This is a genomic window from Streptomyces sp. NBC_01439 (assembly GCF_036227605.1).
GTDB lineage: Bacteria > Actinomycetota > Actinomycetes > Streptomycetales > Streptomycetaceae > Streptomyces.
The window spans coordinates 352002-365112 of the sequence record NZ_CP109487.1 but is presented as its reverse complement, the minus strand read 5'-3'; the positions used below and the strand labels follow the sequence as shown (position 1 = coordinate 365112).

Genomic DNA, 13111 nt, shown 5'->3' with positions numbered 1-13111 from the left:
CCTGTGTTCTCCCCGGACGTTGATCAAGGTGCTTATCACCGTGCACTCGTGCGACATAAGGACCACTGATGATCAAGAAGTTCATGGCCACCGCCGCCGTCACCGCGTCGATCGTCGGCGTGGGCGCGGCCATGGCCGCCCCGGCCATGGCCATCGGCAACGACAACGGGGTCAACACCGTCCAGGGCAACGGCGCCGCGCAGATCTACGGCAACCAGGAGACCCGTGGCGACCTGAGCCCGCAGCTCGGCGCGATCCAGGGCACCCTGAACAAGCCCTGCATCGGCCTGCCCGTCAAGGCCAACGTCCAGTCCGTGGCCGCGCTCCTCGCCAATGTCGGCGTTCAGGACATCAACGTCCTGGCCAACCCGCAGAACCAGCAGTGCACCGAGAACTCCACCCAGGCCAAGGGCGACGAGCCGCTCTCGCACATCCTGGACAACATCCCGGTCCTGTCGGGCAACGTCTCGGCCAACAGCTGACGCAGTCCCCTCGTACGAGCCGGGGCCTCCGACGCCTGCGCGAGTGCCCACGGGGCCCCGGCTTGTTCCACCCGGATCCACGGTTCCCCGGAACCGCCTCCTCCACCGGCGCACGGCGGCCGACCGGCCGCCGGGGTGGGCACCGAACCGTACGCCACAGAGCCTCCGCCCGACCGGGCCGGAGGCTCTATGCATGTCCCTGCCGCCCCTGTCAAGACACGAATGCCCGCGGCGTGACGCGCGGTGTTCCGATCATGCTCACTGGAATCTCCCGCTTCACCCGGAAGGGGTGGGGCACGGCAGCTCCAGGAGGCGAGTGACGATGAACCCGGAAGGCGCGGAGATGGACCGCTGGGCGACCATCGCAGACGTGGACGGAGGCGAAACGGTCTTCGAGGCGATCGCGGCGGACATAGGGGCGGCGATCGAGGCGCTGCGCGCGAGCCGGCTGGACGTGGCGGCGGACCACGTGGACCGCGCGGCCGGACTCTTCGACCGTGCCTCGGCACCGTCGCGGACGGTCGCCACCGAGCGACCCCGACACTTCCCCGTGTTCCCGCGGCCCACCCAGGACTCCGACGCCGTCCGGTCCGAACCGTACGAGCGCTTCGAGAACCTGTGCGGCCTGCCGACCGCCCCGGGCGAGGCCCACGACACGGTGGTCCGGGCCTATCTCGACCTGCGCCGCTCGGCCCGGTTCGGCGAGGCCGAGTGGAACCGCTTCCGCAACGCGCTCTCCGGACTGGAGGAGCGACACCAGCGCTGGAAGTCCGAGTGCCTGGCACGACCGGCACTTCCGGCGGCGCGGTGAGCCGAGCTGCTCGGACGGACGCGCCCGAAGACAGGTCAGAAGGGGCGGGTCGGGAGGTACTTGCCGTCCAGCGTGATGACGGCACGCTCGCCGCCCTCGGGGTCGGCGACCTTCTTGACGTCCAGCTTGAAGTTGATCGCGCTGATGATGCCGTCCCCGAACTGCTCGTGGACCAGGGCCTTCAGCGTGGTCCCGTAGACCTGAAGCATCTCGTGGAAGCGGTAGATCGTCGGGTCGGTGGGGGTGCCGACGGGGACGGACCCGCGGGTCGGGATCGTCTGCAGGAGCCGCACCGCGTCCTCGTCCAGGTCCAGCAGGTCGGCGACCGCCCTCGCGGCGGACCCGGGCAGGGCGTGCTGGCCCAGCAGGGCGGCGGTGACGAAGGCGACCGACAGGCCGGTCGCGTCGGCGAGCTGCTGCCAGGACAGGTCCCTCCGGGTCTTGGCGTCGACGACGGTGGCGGCCAGGGCCTGGCGGGCGGTGGGGTCGAACTGGGCGTGCGGCATCAAGTCGTCCTTCGGGGAGGAGGGGTGGGGAGGGTTGAGGAGGTGGAGGACGGGGTGGCGGGGGCGCGGGGTCAGCCGTCGGCTGCGGGGCCGAGGTCCGTGACGGCGCCGGAGCGGATGTCGTAGACCCAGCCGTGCAGCGTCAGGGTTCCCGCGGCCCGCGCGCGGGCGACCGAGGGGTGGGTGGCCAGGTTCGCGAGCTGGGCCCGTACGTTCTCGCGCACCAGGGCGGCCAGCCGGTCGGGGCCGGCGACGCCCGCCGTACGGGCCACCGAGGCGTCCGCATGCCGCAGCCACCCCGCTACGGAGGCGGCGGCCCTCAGGTCGGCGCCCCCGGCCAGGGCGGTCATCGCCCCGCAGGCGGAGTGCCCGCACACGACGATCCCGGTGACGCCGAGGACGGCGACGGCGTACTCGATGCTGGCCGCCACCCCGTCCGCGCCCGGCGCGTGGGCGGGGACGAGATTTCCGGCGGTGCGGACGACGAACAACTCGCCCGGCTCGCTCTGGGTGATCAGCTCCGGCACCACACGGGCGTCCGAGCAGCCGATGAACAGGGTCGTCGGCCGGTGCACCTCGGCCAAGTGGGCGAAGAGGTCCGCCTTGGCCGGAAACACCTCGCGCCGGAAACGCGCGACGCCGTCGGCGAGAACGCGCGAGGTGGGCCCGGTGTGCGTGGTCGGCAAGGGACGCCTGGTCTGCGTGGTCTGCGTGGTCTGCACGGTCACTCCCTGCGGTGGGATGCGCCCCTGCGGGGCTGGACGTGTTCCACCATGCATGACCTGCATCTATTGTGTCCAAGACGCAATATGCATGCCGGCCATCGATGTCATCTATAGTCGGCTCCATGGCACCGGAACTGCGCCACCTGCGCTATCTGATCGCCGTCGCCGAACACGGCAGCTTCACCCGCGCCGCCGAAGAGCTGCGGATCTCCCAGCCCACCCTGTCCCAGCAGGTGAAGCAGCTCGAACGCGCCGTCGGCGTCCAGCTGTTGGACCGCACCGGGCGCGGCGTACGGCTCACCGACGCCGGCGCGACGTACGTCCACTACGCGCGCGGCGCCCTACGGGACCTCGCCGTGGCCGAGCGCGCCGTCCTGGACCTGGCCGACCTCTCCCGCGGCCACCTGCGCCTCGCGCTGACCCCCACCTTCACCGCGTACCTCGTCGGTCCGCTGGTCGCGGCCTTCCACACCGCGCACCCCGGCATCACCCTGGAGATCCGGGAAATGCCGCAGGACCGGATCGAGGCCGGGCTGCTCGCCGACGAGCACGAGTTGGGGCTCGCCTTCGAGGGGCTACACCTGCCCGGGATCGCGGCGACCCCGTTGTTCACCGAGACCCTCGGTCTGGTCACGGCGGCCGACGCGGACCCCGGGCCCCTGCCCGTACGCGACCTCGCGACGCGCCGACTGGCGCTGCTCAGCGGGGACTTCGCCACCCGCGAGCACGTCGACGCCTATCTCGCCGCCCATGGCGTACGGCCGCACATCGCGGTCGAGGCGAACTCCGTGCAGGCCCTCACCGAGATCGTCCGACGCACCGCACTGGCCACCGTCCTGCCCGACGCCGTCACCCACGACCGTCCGTACCTGCGCCCCGTACCGCTCGACCCCGCCCTGCCGTCCCGAACGGTCAGCCTGCTGCGCCGGGAGGGCGCGTACGAGAGCGCCGCGACCCGCGCCTTCACCGAGCTCACCGCCCGACTGGTGCGCGCCCGCGGCTACCGCCCCCCGCCGCGCGCGCACGCGTAGCGGGGGGCGGCCGGGAGCGGGGCGGATCACTTGTCGGGGCACTCCTTCCAGGCCAGGTGGTAGATGGTGTTGATGCTGCCGTCGGTGGAGTCCATCGTCATGTAGCTGGTCGACGAGGGGGACGAGGTGCCTCTGGTCACGCGCAGTTCGGTGTTGATGTTGAAGTTCCGCTGCACCCCGCACGGTGCCCACACCAGTTGGGCCCAGTCGGTCACGTCGGTGGCCTGCCAGTTGTCCTCCTGCGGCCCGCTGAAGTTGTGGGTGCGCGCGGCGGTGTCCGGTGAGCCCTGGAAGTAGTACGAGGCCTTCTCGGTGGCCTTGGCGCCCGGCGCGAGCGAGGCGTAGCCGCGGTAGTCGGCACTGGCGACCGCGTAGGTGAAGCCGTGGGGCACGTGCACGATCAGGCTGAGCTGGCAGTTCTTGCGGGCCGCCGTGGGCGGGGCGCCGCCGCCGACCTGGGCCAGGTACTGGCTGTAGGTCACGGTGAAGGCGGTGTTGTCCTGGGACACGGCGACCTGTGCGGTGTCCTTGGGGCACCCGGATCCGTTGACCGTGGCGACTTCGATCACGATCCGGTCGGGCGGCGGGTTCACGATCGTGGAGGGGGTGGCGTGCGTGGGCAGGGTGGCGGTGAGCAGGGCGCCGATCGCGCCGCTCACGAGGAATCCGCCGGACATGTTTCTCCGATCCACTGCTTCGGTACCGGGCGGCGCGCAGGCGGGCGTGCCTGAGTGCCGGTGGGTGTGGGGGGTGCGGCCGGCCAGAGCGGGGCCGGGTCGTCACAGACCGGTGTGCAGGGTGGAACGGGACGGGCCCAGGAAGGGGAATGCGGGCATGTCCCTGACAATACCCGGCCCGTGAGGACCGGGTGCCCGAATCGTAGGAACCCCGGGCGGCCCGGACCAGGGCGATGTCCGGCCAATCGCGCCGCCCGGCCCGGACCGGCCGGATCCGGACGACCGGCCGGAAGCCGAAGAGCGGAATCAGGCCGTGGCCGGCCGGGCCAGCCGCTCGACGCGCGCCACGAACTCCGCGGGATGGAAGGGCTTCGCGAGAGCGTCGCTGACACCGGCCTCCAGCGCGCGCACCGTGCACTCGGGATCCGCCGGCGGCAGCGCGAGGATCGGCACCCGCCCGTGATCGGGGTGCCGGCGGATCTCTTCGAACAGCGCCACCTCGTCCAGGCCCGGCCCGGTGCGCTCGCAGATCACGAGGGAGATCGGGCCGGCGCTGCCCAGGAGGGAGACGGTGTCCGCCCCGGTCCCGCCGTCGACCACGGTGAACCCCCGGGCCACGAGGAGGCGCTCCAGCAGGCCCCGCAGGGTGGTCTCCTTCGCCACGAGGAGGATCCTGCCCGGGGTGTCGCCGCTCATGTCTTTCCTCTTCATCCGTGTGGGGGGTCCCGCAGAGCCTACGAGGCGGGGCGTGTGCACGCCCGCTCCGGGGCACGTCATCCGGTAGCTTCGGTCCATGAGCACAGAGCCGCAGAGCTTTGAGATCCTGCTGGTGCCCGGGCACATCGAGAACCTGCGCGGCGAGTCCCCCGCGGACCGGGCCCTGCGGTCGGCCACGGTGGAGGCGACCGGCGAGACGGGTGCCTCGGGCTATCCCCGCTACCGCGGGCAGGGCGTGGAGGCCGACATCGACCCGAGCACGCGCACGGTCGAGGCCCTGCTGGTCGACGGCGCGGAGCTGGACTACGGGCTGGTCGCCATGGTCGCTCCCGAGCGGGACCGCGGCAAGCACTGAAGGGCCGTCTGGGCGCGGGATCCGGACCCCGCGAGGTGTCCGGGCGACTCGCCGCTCCGCGCCGGCACCGGCCATTTCGCACCCACGGTACGTACGGTCGCGGTGATGCCCCGTAGCCTCGATGTGCGGCCGCCCCCGTGCGAAGGGCCGCCGTACGCGAGCCACCTCCCTGCCCCGCCCACCCCCTGAGCGGAGAACCACAGATGGCACCCACCCTCGCCCTCAAGCCCGGTACGGCCTGGTCCGACGCATGGCGGCGGTCCCTGGCCGCCGCACCCGAGGCCTTCCGTGACGATCGCGTCCTCAACCTCTGGGCCGGCTCCTGGCAGCCCGACGGCCGCAGCCTGCCGGCCACCAGCCCGGTCGACGGCAGCCCCGTCGCGGGCCCGCCGCGGCTCGACCCGCAGACCGCGGGCGCGGCCGTACGGGCCTGCCTCGACGAGCACCGCGCCTGGCGGCACGTCCCGCTGTCCGAACGGCGGGCCCGGGTCACGGCCGCCCTCGACGCCCTCACCGAGCACCGGGAACTGCTCTCCCTCCTGCTGGTCTGGGAGATCGGCAAGCCCTGGCACCTGGCCCAGGCCGATGTGGACCGGGCCGTGGACGGCGTCCGCTGGTACGTGGAGCACATCGAGGCCATGGCCGAGGGCCGCTCCCCGCTCGCCGGGCCCGTCTCCAACATCGCGAGCTGGAACTACCCCATGTCCGTGCTGGTCCACGCCATGCTGGTGCAGGCCCTCGCCGGCAACGCGGTCATCGCGAAGACCCCCACCGACGGAGGCCTCGCCTGCCTCACCCTCGCCGGCGCGCTGATCCGCCGCGAGGGCATCCCCGTCACCCTGGTCAGCGGCAGCGGGGCCGAACTGTCCGAGGCCCTCGTACGCTCCCCGGAGATCGGCTGCGTCTCCTTCGTCGGCGGCCGCGACACCGGAGCGCGGATCGCCACAGCCGTCACCGACCTCGGCAAGCGCCACATCCTGGAGCAGGAGGGCCTCAACACCTGGGGCATCTGGGAGCACACCGACTGGTCCGCCCTGACGGCGGTCATCCCCAAACTCTTCGACTACGGCAAGCAGCGCTGCACCGCCTACCCGCGCTTCGTCGTCCAGCGCACCGCCTTCGACGCCTTCCTCGCCGCCTACCTGCCGGCCGTCGCGTCCATCCGCACCGGCCACCCGCTCGCCGTAGCGCACCCCGAAGACCCGCTGCCCGAGCTGGACTTCGGCCCCCTCATCAACGCGGCCAAGGCCAAGGAGCTCACCGACCACGCCGCAGAGGCCATCGAGCGGGGCGCCGTACCGCTCTACCGCGGCACGCTGGACCCGGCCCGCTTCCTAGAGGGCCAGGACACCTCCGCGTACATGGCCCCGCTCACGCTGCTCAGTCCGCCGGCCTCCTCCCCGCTCTACCACGCGGAACCCTTCGGGCCCGTCGACACCATCGTCCTCGTCGACACCGAGGCGGAGCTGCTCGCCGCGATGAACGCCTCCGGCGGCGCCCTCGTCGCGACCCTGTCCACCGACGATCCGGCCACCTTCGCCCGGCTCGCCCCGCAGATCCGGGCCTTCAAACTCGGCCACGGCAAGCCACGCTCGCGCGGCGACCGCGAGGAGCTCTTCGGCGGGTTCGGCGCATCCTGGCGCGGCGCGTTCGTCGGCGGTGAACTGCTCGTGCACGCCGTCACCGACGGCCTGGGCGGCGAACGGCTGCCCGGCAACTTCCCCGAGTACCAGCTGATGCCGTAGCCCGCGGGGCGACCGGGACGCGCCCGACCTCGCGCTGCTCGCCCCGGCCGACGGCCAAGCCCCGCCAGGAGGTTCCCGGCGGGGCTTCGTTTCGACACGGCGGATCAACGATTCCCACCGGTGACCGGCGGGGTTCGTCCACGTCAGGAGAAGAGGCGGTCCACCTCGTTTCCGTCCTGGTCAAAGACGATCACCTCGCCGTACAACCAGACCGTGACCCCGCCCGTCCAGTAGACGATCTCCATCTCGCCCAGCCGGGAAGGGGAGACCTCGAAGAACATGCACGCACCCGGGTCGACCGCGTAGACCATGCCGAGCGGTTCGATCATCAACCGGCATCCGGTCGACTCATCGGCGGCGATCCTGATCCTGCTCATGAACCGTTCCTCATGTCCATCGGGGGCATCCGTAGGCGTCAATGATGCGCTGGAGCAACACGACACGGCCCGGCCTCCGCGCTGCGGGGGCCGGGCCGGGCTTCGGGCGATCGGGCGATCAGGTGGGCGTCAGCTCACCTGGAGGGTGACGTCGTCCACGACGAAGGAGGTCTGCAGGGACTGGTCCTCCGTGCCGTTGAACTTCAGGGTGACGGTCTGGCCGGCGAACTGCGAGAGGTCGTAGGACTTCTCCACGTAGCCGGAGTTCGCGTTCAGGTTGGAGAGGGTCTCCAGGGTCTGGCCGGCCACCGAGACGGTGAACCGGTCGTAGACGACGTTCTCGTCCTCGTCGGTGTCGATGTGGAGGAAGAAGCCGAGCCGGTACGTGGAGCAGCCCGACGGGATGGTCAGCGTCTGGGCGGCGCTGTCCGTGTGGGTGGACCCGTACCCGGCGAGCCACGCCTTGTAGCTGCCGCCGTGCGGGGTCTGGCCGGACTGGTTGGTGATGACACCGGCGGTCGCGCTCCACGGGCTGGAGCCGTTCTCGAAGCCGCCGTTGGCCACGAGCTGGCGCGGGGTGCAGGAGCCGCCACCGGTGACGGTGAGCGTGTAGGTGGTGGCGTGGCTGACGGTTCCGGAGCCGGTGACCGTCAGGGTGTACGTGCCGGGCGCGGTGCTCGCGCCGACCTGGACGGACAGCGCCGAGGAGCTGCCGGACTGGACGGACGTCGGGCTGAGCGTCGCGGTGACACCGGCCGGCGCGCCCGAGACGGAGAGCGCGACGGTCTGGGCGGCACCGCTCACGGTGGCGGTGTTGACGGTGGCGGAAGCGGAACCGCCGGGGGCCGCGCTGCCCGCGGACGGGCTGACGGCGATGGAGAAGTCCTGCGCGGGGGTCTCACCGCCGACCGCCTGCTTCCAGACGGCGTAGGCGACGCCGTCGGCGCTGCGGTTCAGCACCGTGGCGTTGATGTTGTTCGTGGTGTCGCAGGAGCTGTGGTAGCAGGAGTCGTAGGCGGCGTTGGCCGTGCCGCCCCACTTCGTGGCCTGCGCCGAGGTCTTGCGGGCGCTGGCCCCGGCCGCGTAGCCGGAGGTGGGGATGCCGGCTTGCTGGAAGGAGTAGTCGTCGCTGCGGCCCTGGCCCTCGGTGTTCTCCTCGGGCGCCAGGTTCAGCGAGGTCCAGTACGCCTTCAGCGGGGCCGCGGTGGTGGAGTTGACGTTGTTGATGAAGTAGCCGCCGTTGGTGGAGCCCACCATGTCGAAGTTGTAGTAGCCCTTGATGGCGCTGCGCTGGGCGCTGCTCAGCTGGTTGACGTAGAACTCGGAGCCGTTGAGGCCCTGCTCCTCGTCGGTCCACCAGGCGAAGCGCACGTGCTTGGTCATCGTCGGGTTCTTCTGGGCGAGGACCAGGGCGTTCTCCAGCAGCGTCGCGGAGCCCGAGCCGTTGTCGTTGATGCCGGGGCCGGCCGAGACGCTGTCGAGGTGCGCACCGAACATGACGGTCTGGTCGGCGGGACCGCCCGGCCAGTCGGCGAGCAGGTTGTTCGACGGGTAGGTGCAGGAGGTGCAGTTCTGCTCGGTGACGGTGTAACCGGCCGCCTGCAGCTTGCCCTTCACGTACGCCAGCGACTGGGTGTAGCCGGCGCTGCCCGCCCGGCGGTGGCCGCCGTTCTGGCTCGCGATGGTGTTGAACTGGGTCAGGTGCGCCTGCACGTTGGCGACGTCGATGTCCGGCGGGTCGTTGCCGGGCTGGGTCCCGCCGACGTTGAGCGCGTAGTCGACCGTGTGGGAGAGGGCCGCGCCCTGACCCTTGACGACGACCGTGGACGCGCCGGGGGCCGCGTTGGCCGTTGCGGTCAGGGTGAGCACCGAGGACTGGCCGGACTGCACGGTGGCCGGGTTGAAGGAGGCGCTCACGCCGGCCGGCAGGCCGGAGGCGGTCAGCGTCACCGACTGGGCGTTGCCCGTGGTGACAGTGGTGCCGACGGTGGTGGTCACGGAGGCGCCGTGCTGGACGGTGCCCGAGGAGGGGCTCAGCGACATGGAGAAGTCGTTGTTCTGGCCGCTCGGGGTACAGGTCGGGTCGGCACTCTGGGCGGGCACGCTGATGCCGTCCCAGGCGGCCTTGGTCTTGTTGAAGAGGTCACAGGTGGCGTCGAGCGACTTGGCGGAACTCAGCGTCGCCGTACGGTACTTCTTGTAGGACATGCTGCTGGTCTTGAGCAGCATGCCGCCGTAGAAGATCTTGCCGGCGTTCTGCACGCCCACACCGGTCAGCGTGCTGCCGTTGCAGGTGCTGCTGCTGGGCTTGCCGCCGCCGGGGCTGGTGCCCTCGGCCAGCAGGTAGAACCAGTGGTTCAGGGGGCCGGCCGCCGCGTGCACCTCGGTGCCGGGTATCGCGGAGCTGTAGCAGGCCGGGTCGTTGTTGACGGCCGGCGGGTTGTACATGTTCCGGATCGGGCCCCGGCCCTGGAGGTTGATGACCTCGCCGACCGTGTAGTCGGGGGTGTCGTACGGGGCCGGCTCGTTGGCGAAGGCCTCGGTCAGCGCGCCGAAGATGTCGCCGGTGGCCTCGCCGAGCCCGGACTCCTGGCCGCTGGTGCCGCCCGGGGTGTTGGAGTCGATGGCGTGCCCGTACTCGTGGGCCACCACGTCGATCCCGGCGATCCACTCGCCCGCGCTGTTGCGCCCGATGGTGACGGAGCTGCCGTCCCAGTAGGCGTTGAGGTCGCTCAGGCCCACCTTGGCGGGGAAGCTGCGGCCGTTGCCGCTGACGCCGTTGCGGCCCAGCCACTGGGAGAGCATGTCCCACTGCTTCTGCGCCGCGAACATCAGGTCGACGCAGCCGGTTTCCTTGCTCGTGGGGTTGCCGGTGCCCCAGGAGTCGGAGGACTTCGAGAAGACCGTGCCGGTGCTGTAGTCGGCACAGCTCAGACCGGTCCGGACCGGGTCGCGCAGCGTGTACGTGGAACCCGAGTTGGTGGTGTCGATGGTGACCGGGCCCGGCCCGTTCCACTTGCTGTTGCCCGTGCCGGCGACCACCTCGTCGTAGCTGTCGACGAAGGCGCCCGTCCGCGCGTCCACGAAGACGTGCAGCCTGCTGGGCGCCGTCTTGGTCCGGCCGACCAGCACCGTTTCCCACGCCAGCACCGGCTTGTCGTCCTTGAGCCGGACCGCGAGCCGGCTGCTCTCGACCTTGTCGACCGAGGCCAGCTTCGCCCGCGAGGTCGATTCGGCGTCCTTCGCGGAGACCGACGCCCGGGTGGAGACGTCGATGCGCACGGCGGAGGCGGACTGGAGGGCGCGCACCTTGCCGGTGCCGTCCGCGAGCACGACCGCGTCGCCGCCGACGACCGGCAGGCCGCGGTAGCTGCGCTCGTACGAGACGGAGTAGAGGTCCTTCACCCAAGGGGTGACGAGACGTCGTTCGTACTGTTCCTGGGAGGAGTTGACCAGGGAGTCCAGGCCGCTGTCGACGGCCTGGTCGGCGGCCGCGACCGCACGGGCGGCCGGTGTGTCCTTCTGGGACGGGGAGGGCTGCGCCGGCTGCGCCGCCGATGCCGTTCCGGCCAGAGCGCCGGCGAGGCTCGCGGTCAGCGCCATCGCTGCCACGGCCGCCGTCCATCTGCTGGGATGCAACGTCCACTCCGATCGTGGGGGGTCGGGGATGAGTGTCGTTCGCGGCCGAGTATGAGCGTGAACATGACGAGATTGGGACATCTCGGGGGGCATAAGGCCCGCGTTATGGTGCCGTGGCGGCCCGACTCGTACGCTGCCCGGATGCAGCTGGAGTTGAGGCATCTGCAAGCCGTTTGCCGGATAGCGGAGGCGGGCAGTCTGGGGGGCGCGGCGCGGCGGCTCGGAGTGTCCCAGCCCGCACTCTCCGCCCAGTTGCGCCGCATCGAACGGGTCACCGGGGGCGAGCTCTTCGTACGGGGCCGCAGCGGGGTGGAACCCACGGCACTGGGCCAGTTCGTGCTGGCCAAGGCGCGTCGGGTGCTCAGCGAGATGGACGATCTGGGGGCGGAGGCGCGCGCCATATCGACCGGTGGCCCGCTGCGGCTGGGCTGCATCATGCTCGTGCTGCTCGACGGCCTCCTCGCCCAGACCGACCTGTCCATGTCAGGCCGGGAGATAGCCGTGGACCTGGAGGATTCGGTCACCGTGCTGGCGCGGATGCTCGGCGCAGGACGCTACGACGCCATCGTGTACGGGGAGGTCAACGACCACGAGGTGCCGCTCCCGGAGGGAACCCTGGCCAGGACGCTGATCCCGAAGGAGCCGTTCTGCATCCGGGTGTCCGCCGCGCACCCCCTCGCGGTCCTGGACCGCATCGAACTGGCCGACCTGGCCGGGGAGTCGTGGATGACACTGGTCGAGGACGACGACGGCGGCCCCGAGGCGCTCGTCACCGCCTGCGCGAAGGCCGGATTCAGCCCCTCACTGCGCTACCGGATCACCGACCGCAAGATGCAGCACGACCTGATCGCCGCGGGACGCGCGGTCGCGCTCAGCCAGCCGACGGCCCCGTCGGGGGAGGGCACGGTGATGCGCCCGCTCGTCGGCACCCCCATCATCGGCCGCATCCGCCTCGCGTGGAGCCGTGCGGCGCTCTCGGCCGGGCAGGCGGAACTGCTCTACCGGGCCGCGGCCCGCGCCTACCTGGCCAATGTGGACAACAACCCCTTCCACAAGGTGTGGTGGGACGCCCACCCGGAGGTGCATCCGGTGCTCGACTGACCGGTGGTGCGTCGCGGGACAGGGCGCCGGTCAGCTCCGGCGGTGGGCCGTCAGAAGCAGGTACTCCCACTCCATGACCCCGTCCACCGTGTGCTCGGCGGCGAGGGCGTCGAGCGCCGCGTCCAGCTCGGCGACCCGCTCCGGTTCACCTGCGACGGCGCGGTAGACGGCGACGGTGGGCCCGTAGCAGGCCTTGAAGAACTCCCGGAAGTCCGTGGGCCCCGTGAAACGGTCCACGCGCACCGTCCGCCGGCGGGAGTCCACGTCGGTGACCGCGTCGCCGAGCAGCTCGTGCACGTGTTCCTCCTCCCCCCACAGCGGGGGCGGCTCGGCCCCGGGCGGCGGCGGGGGAGCGTACGGCTTCATCGTGGCGAACATCCGGCCCACGAAGCCCTGCGGGGTCCAGTTGATCAGCCCGACCGTGCCGCCGGAGCGGCAGACGCGCAGCATCTCCTCGGCGGCGGGCCGGTGGTGCGGGGCGAACATGATGCCGACGCAGGACATCACGACGTCGAACTCGCCGTCGGCGAACGGCAGGTGCTCCGCGTCCGCCTCCCGCCACTCCAGCGTGGCCCCGCGCACGGCGGCCAGGTGCCGGCCGATCTCCAGGAGTTCGGGAGTGAGGTCGGAGGCCACCACGTCGGCCCCGGCCAAGGCGGCCGGGATGGCGGCGTTGCCCGAGCCCGCCGCGATGTCGAGCACCCGGTCGCCGCGCTGGACGCCGCACTCCTTCACGAGCACGGCCCCGAGATCCGGGATGACGTGGGACGCCACCGACTGGTAGTCGCCCAGCGCCCACATCGCGCGGTGTCGGGCCTTCAGAGTGCGGTCCGCCTGGGCCGCATCGCTCGCCTCGGTCATGACGGCCGTCCTCCAGGGCTCGGTACAGCCCCTTCTCCGAGCATAGGTACGTTTTGCCGACCCGGCCCGTCGGCGGCCCGGGGG

General features: G+C 71.5%; 13 protein-coding genes. 6 read left to right on the top strand and 7 right to left on the bottom strand.

What is annotated here, in order from left to right:
- Positions 1-68: 68 nt before the first annotated feature.
- Positions 69-482 carry a rodlin gene (locus tag OG207_RS01755; RefSeq protein WP_329095194.1) on the top strand — a complete coding sequence of 138 codons (414 nt, stop codon included), beginning with the start codon at positions 69-71 and terminating at the stop codon, positions 480-482.
- Positions 483-804: 322 nt separating this feature from the next.
- Positions 805-1293, top strand: a complete 489-nt coding sequence (locus tag OG207_RS01750; RefSeq protein ID WP_329095192.1) for a hypothetical protein — start codon at positions 805-807, stop codon at positions 1291-1293.
- Positions 1294-1328: 35 nt separating this feature from the next.
- Here the strand turns inward: OG207_RS01750 and cynS are convergent, their stop codons facing one another.
- Positions 1329-1799 (bottom strand): cyanase, encoded by a 471-nt coding sequence (cynS, locus tag OG207_RS01745; protein WP_329095191.1) that lies wholly within the window; start codon positions 1797-1799, stop codon positions 1329-1331.
- Between the two features lie 71 nt (positions 1800-1870).
- Positions 1871-2521 carry a carbonic anhydrase gene (locus tag OG207_RS01740; protein ID WP_329095189.1) on the bottom strand — a complete coding sequence of 217 codons (651 nt, stop codon included), beginning with the start codon at positions 2519-2521 and terminating at the stop codon, positions 1871-1873.
- 125 nt (positions 2522-2646) lie between these two features.
- On the opposite strand from OG207_RS01740, the gene cynR reads away from it, so the two are divergent.
- Positions 2647-3555, top strand: coding sequence for a transcriptional regulator CynR (gene cynR / locus OG207_RS01735; RefSeq protein WP_329095185.1), 909 nt, complete (start codon positions 2647-2649; stop codon positions 3553-3555).
- Positions 3556-3581: 26 nt separating this feature from the next.
- On the opposite strand, the gene OG207_RS01730 is transcribed toward cynR, so the two are convergent.
- Positions 3582-4232 carry a DUF4360 domain-containing protein gene (locus tag OG207_RS01730; RefSeq protein ID WP_329095183.1) on the bottom strand — a complete coding sequence of 217 codons (651 nt, stop codon included), beginning with the start codon at positions 4230-4232 and terminating at the stop codon, positions 3582-3584.
- Positions 4233-4538: 306 nt separating this feature from the next.
- Entirely contained in the window at positions 4539-4928 is a 390-nt protein-coding gene (locus OG207_RS01725) for a response regulator (RefSeq protein ID WP_329095181.1), read from the bottom strand.
- Positions 4929-5025: 97 nt separating this feature from the next.
- Between OG207_RS01725 and OG207_RS01720 the strand changes: the two genes are divergently transcribed.
- Together OG207_RS01720 and OG207_RS01715 are read left to right on the top strand one after the other, a co-directional pair.
- Positions 5026-5304 (top strand): hypothetical protein, encoded by a 279-nt coding sequence (locus OG207_RS01720; RefSeq protein ID WP_329095180.1) that lies wholly within the window; start codon positions 5026-5028, stop codon positions 5302-5304.
- A gap of 203 nt (positions 5305-5507) precedes the next feature.
- Entirely contained in the window at positions 5508-7049 is a 1542-nt protein-coding gene (locus OG207_RS01715; protein WP_329095178.1) for an aldehyde dehydrogenase family protein, read from the top strand.
- A 143-nt stretch (positions 7050-7192) separates the two neighbouring features.
- Here the strand turns inward: OG207_RS01715 and OG207_RS01710 are convergent, their stop codons facing one another.
- Entirely contained in the window at positions 7193-7426 is a 234-nt protein-coding gene (locus tag OG207_RS01710; protein ID WP_329095175.1) for a hypothetical protein, read from the bottom strand.
- Between the two features lie 129 nt (positions 7427-7555).
- On the bottom strand, positions 7556-11029 hold the full coding sequence (locus OG207_RS01705) for a M28 family peptidase (protein WP_329107396.1): 3474 nt from the start codon (positions 11027-11029) through the stop codon (positions 7556-7558).
- A gap of 177 nt (positions 11030-11206) precedes the next feature.
- Between OG207_RS01705 and OG207_RS01700 the strand changes: the two genes are divergently transcribed.
- Positions 11207-12166: a LysR family transcriptional regulator gene (locus OG207_RS01700; RefSeq protein ID WP_329095174.1), complete on the top strand. Its 960-nt coding sequence runs from the start codon at positions 11207-11209 to the stop codon at positions 12164-12166.
- A 30-nt stretch (positions 12167-12196) separates the two neighbouring features.
- Here the strand turns inward: OG207_RS01700 and OG207_RS01695 are convergent, their stop codons facing one another.
- Positions 12197-13027, bottom strand: a complete 831-nt coding sequence (locus OG207_RS01695) for a class I SAM-dependent methyltransferase (protein WP_329095172.1) — start codon at positions 13025-13027, stop codon at positions 12197-12199.
- Between the last annotated feature and the right edge of the window lie 84 nt (positions 13028-13111).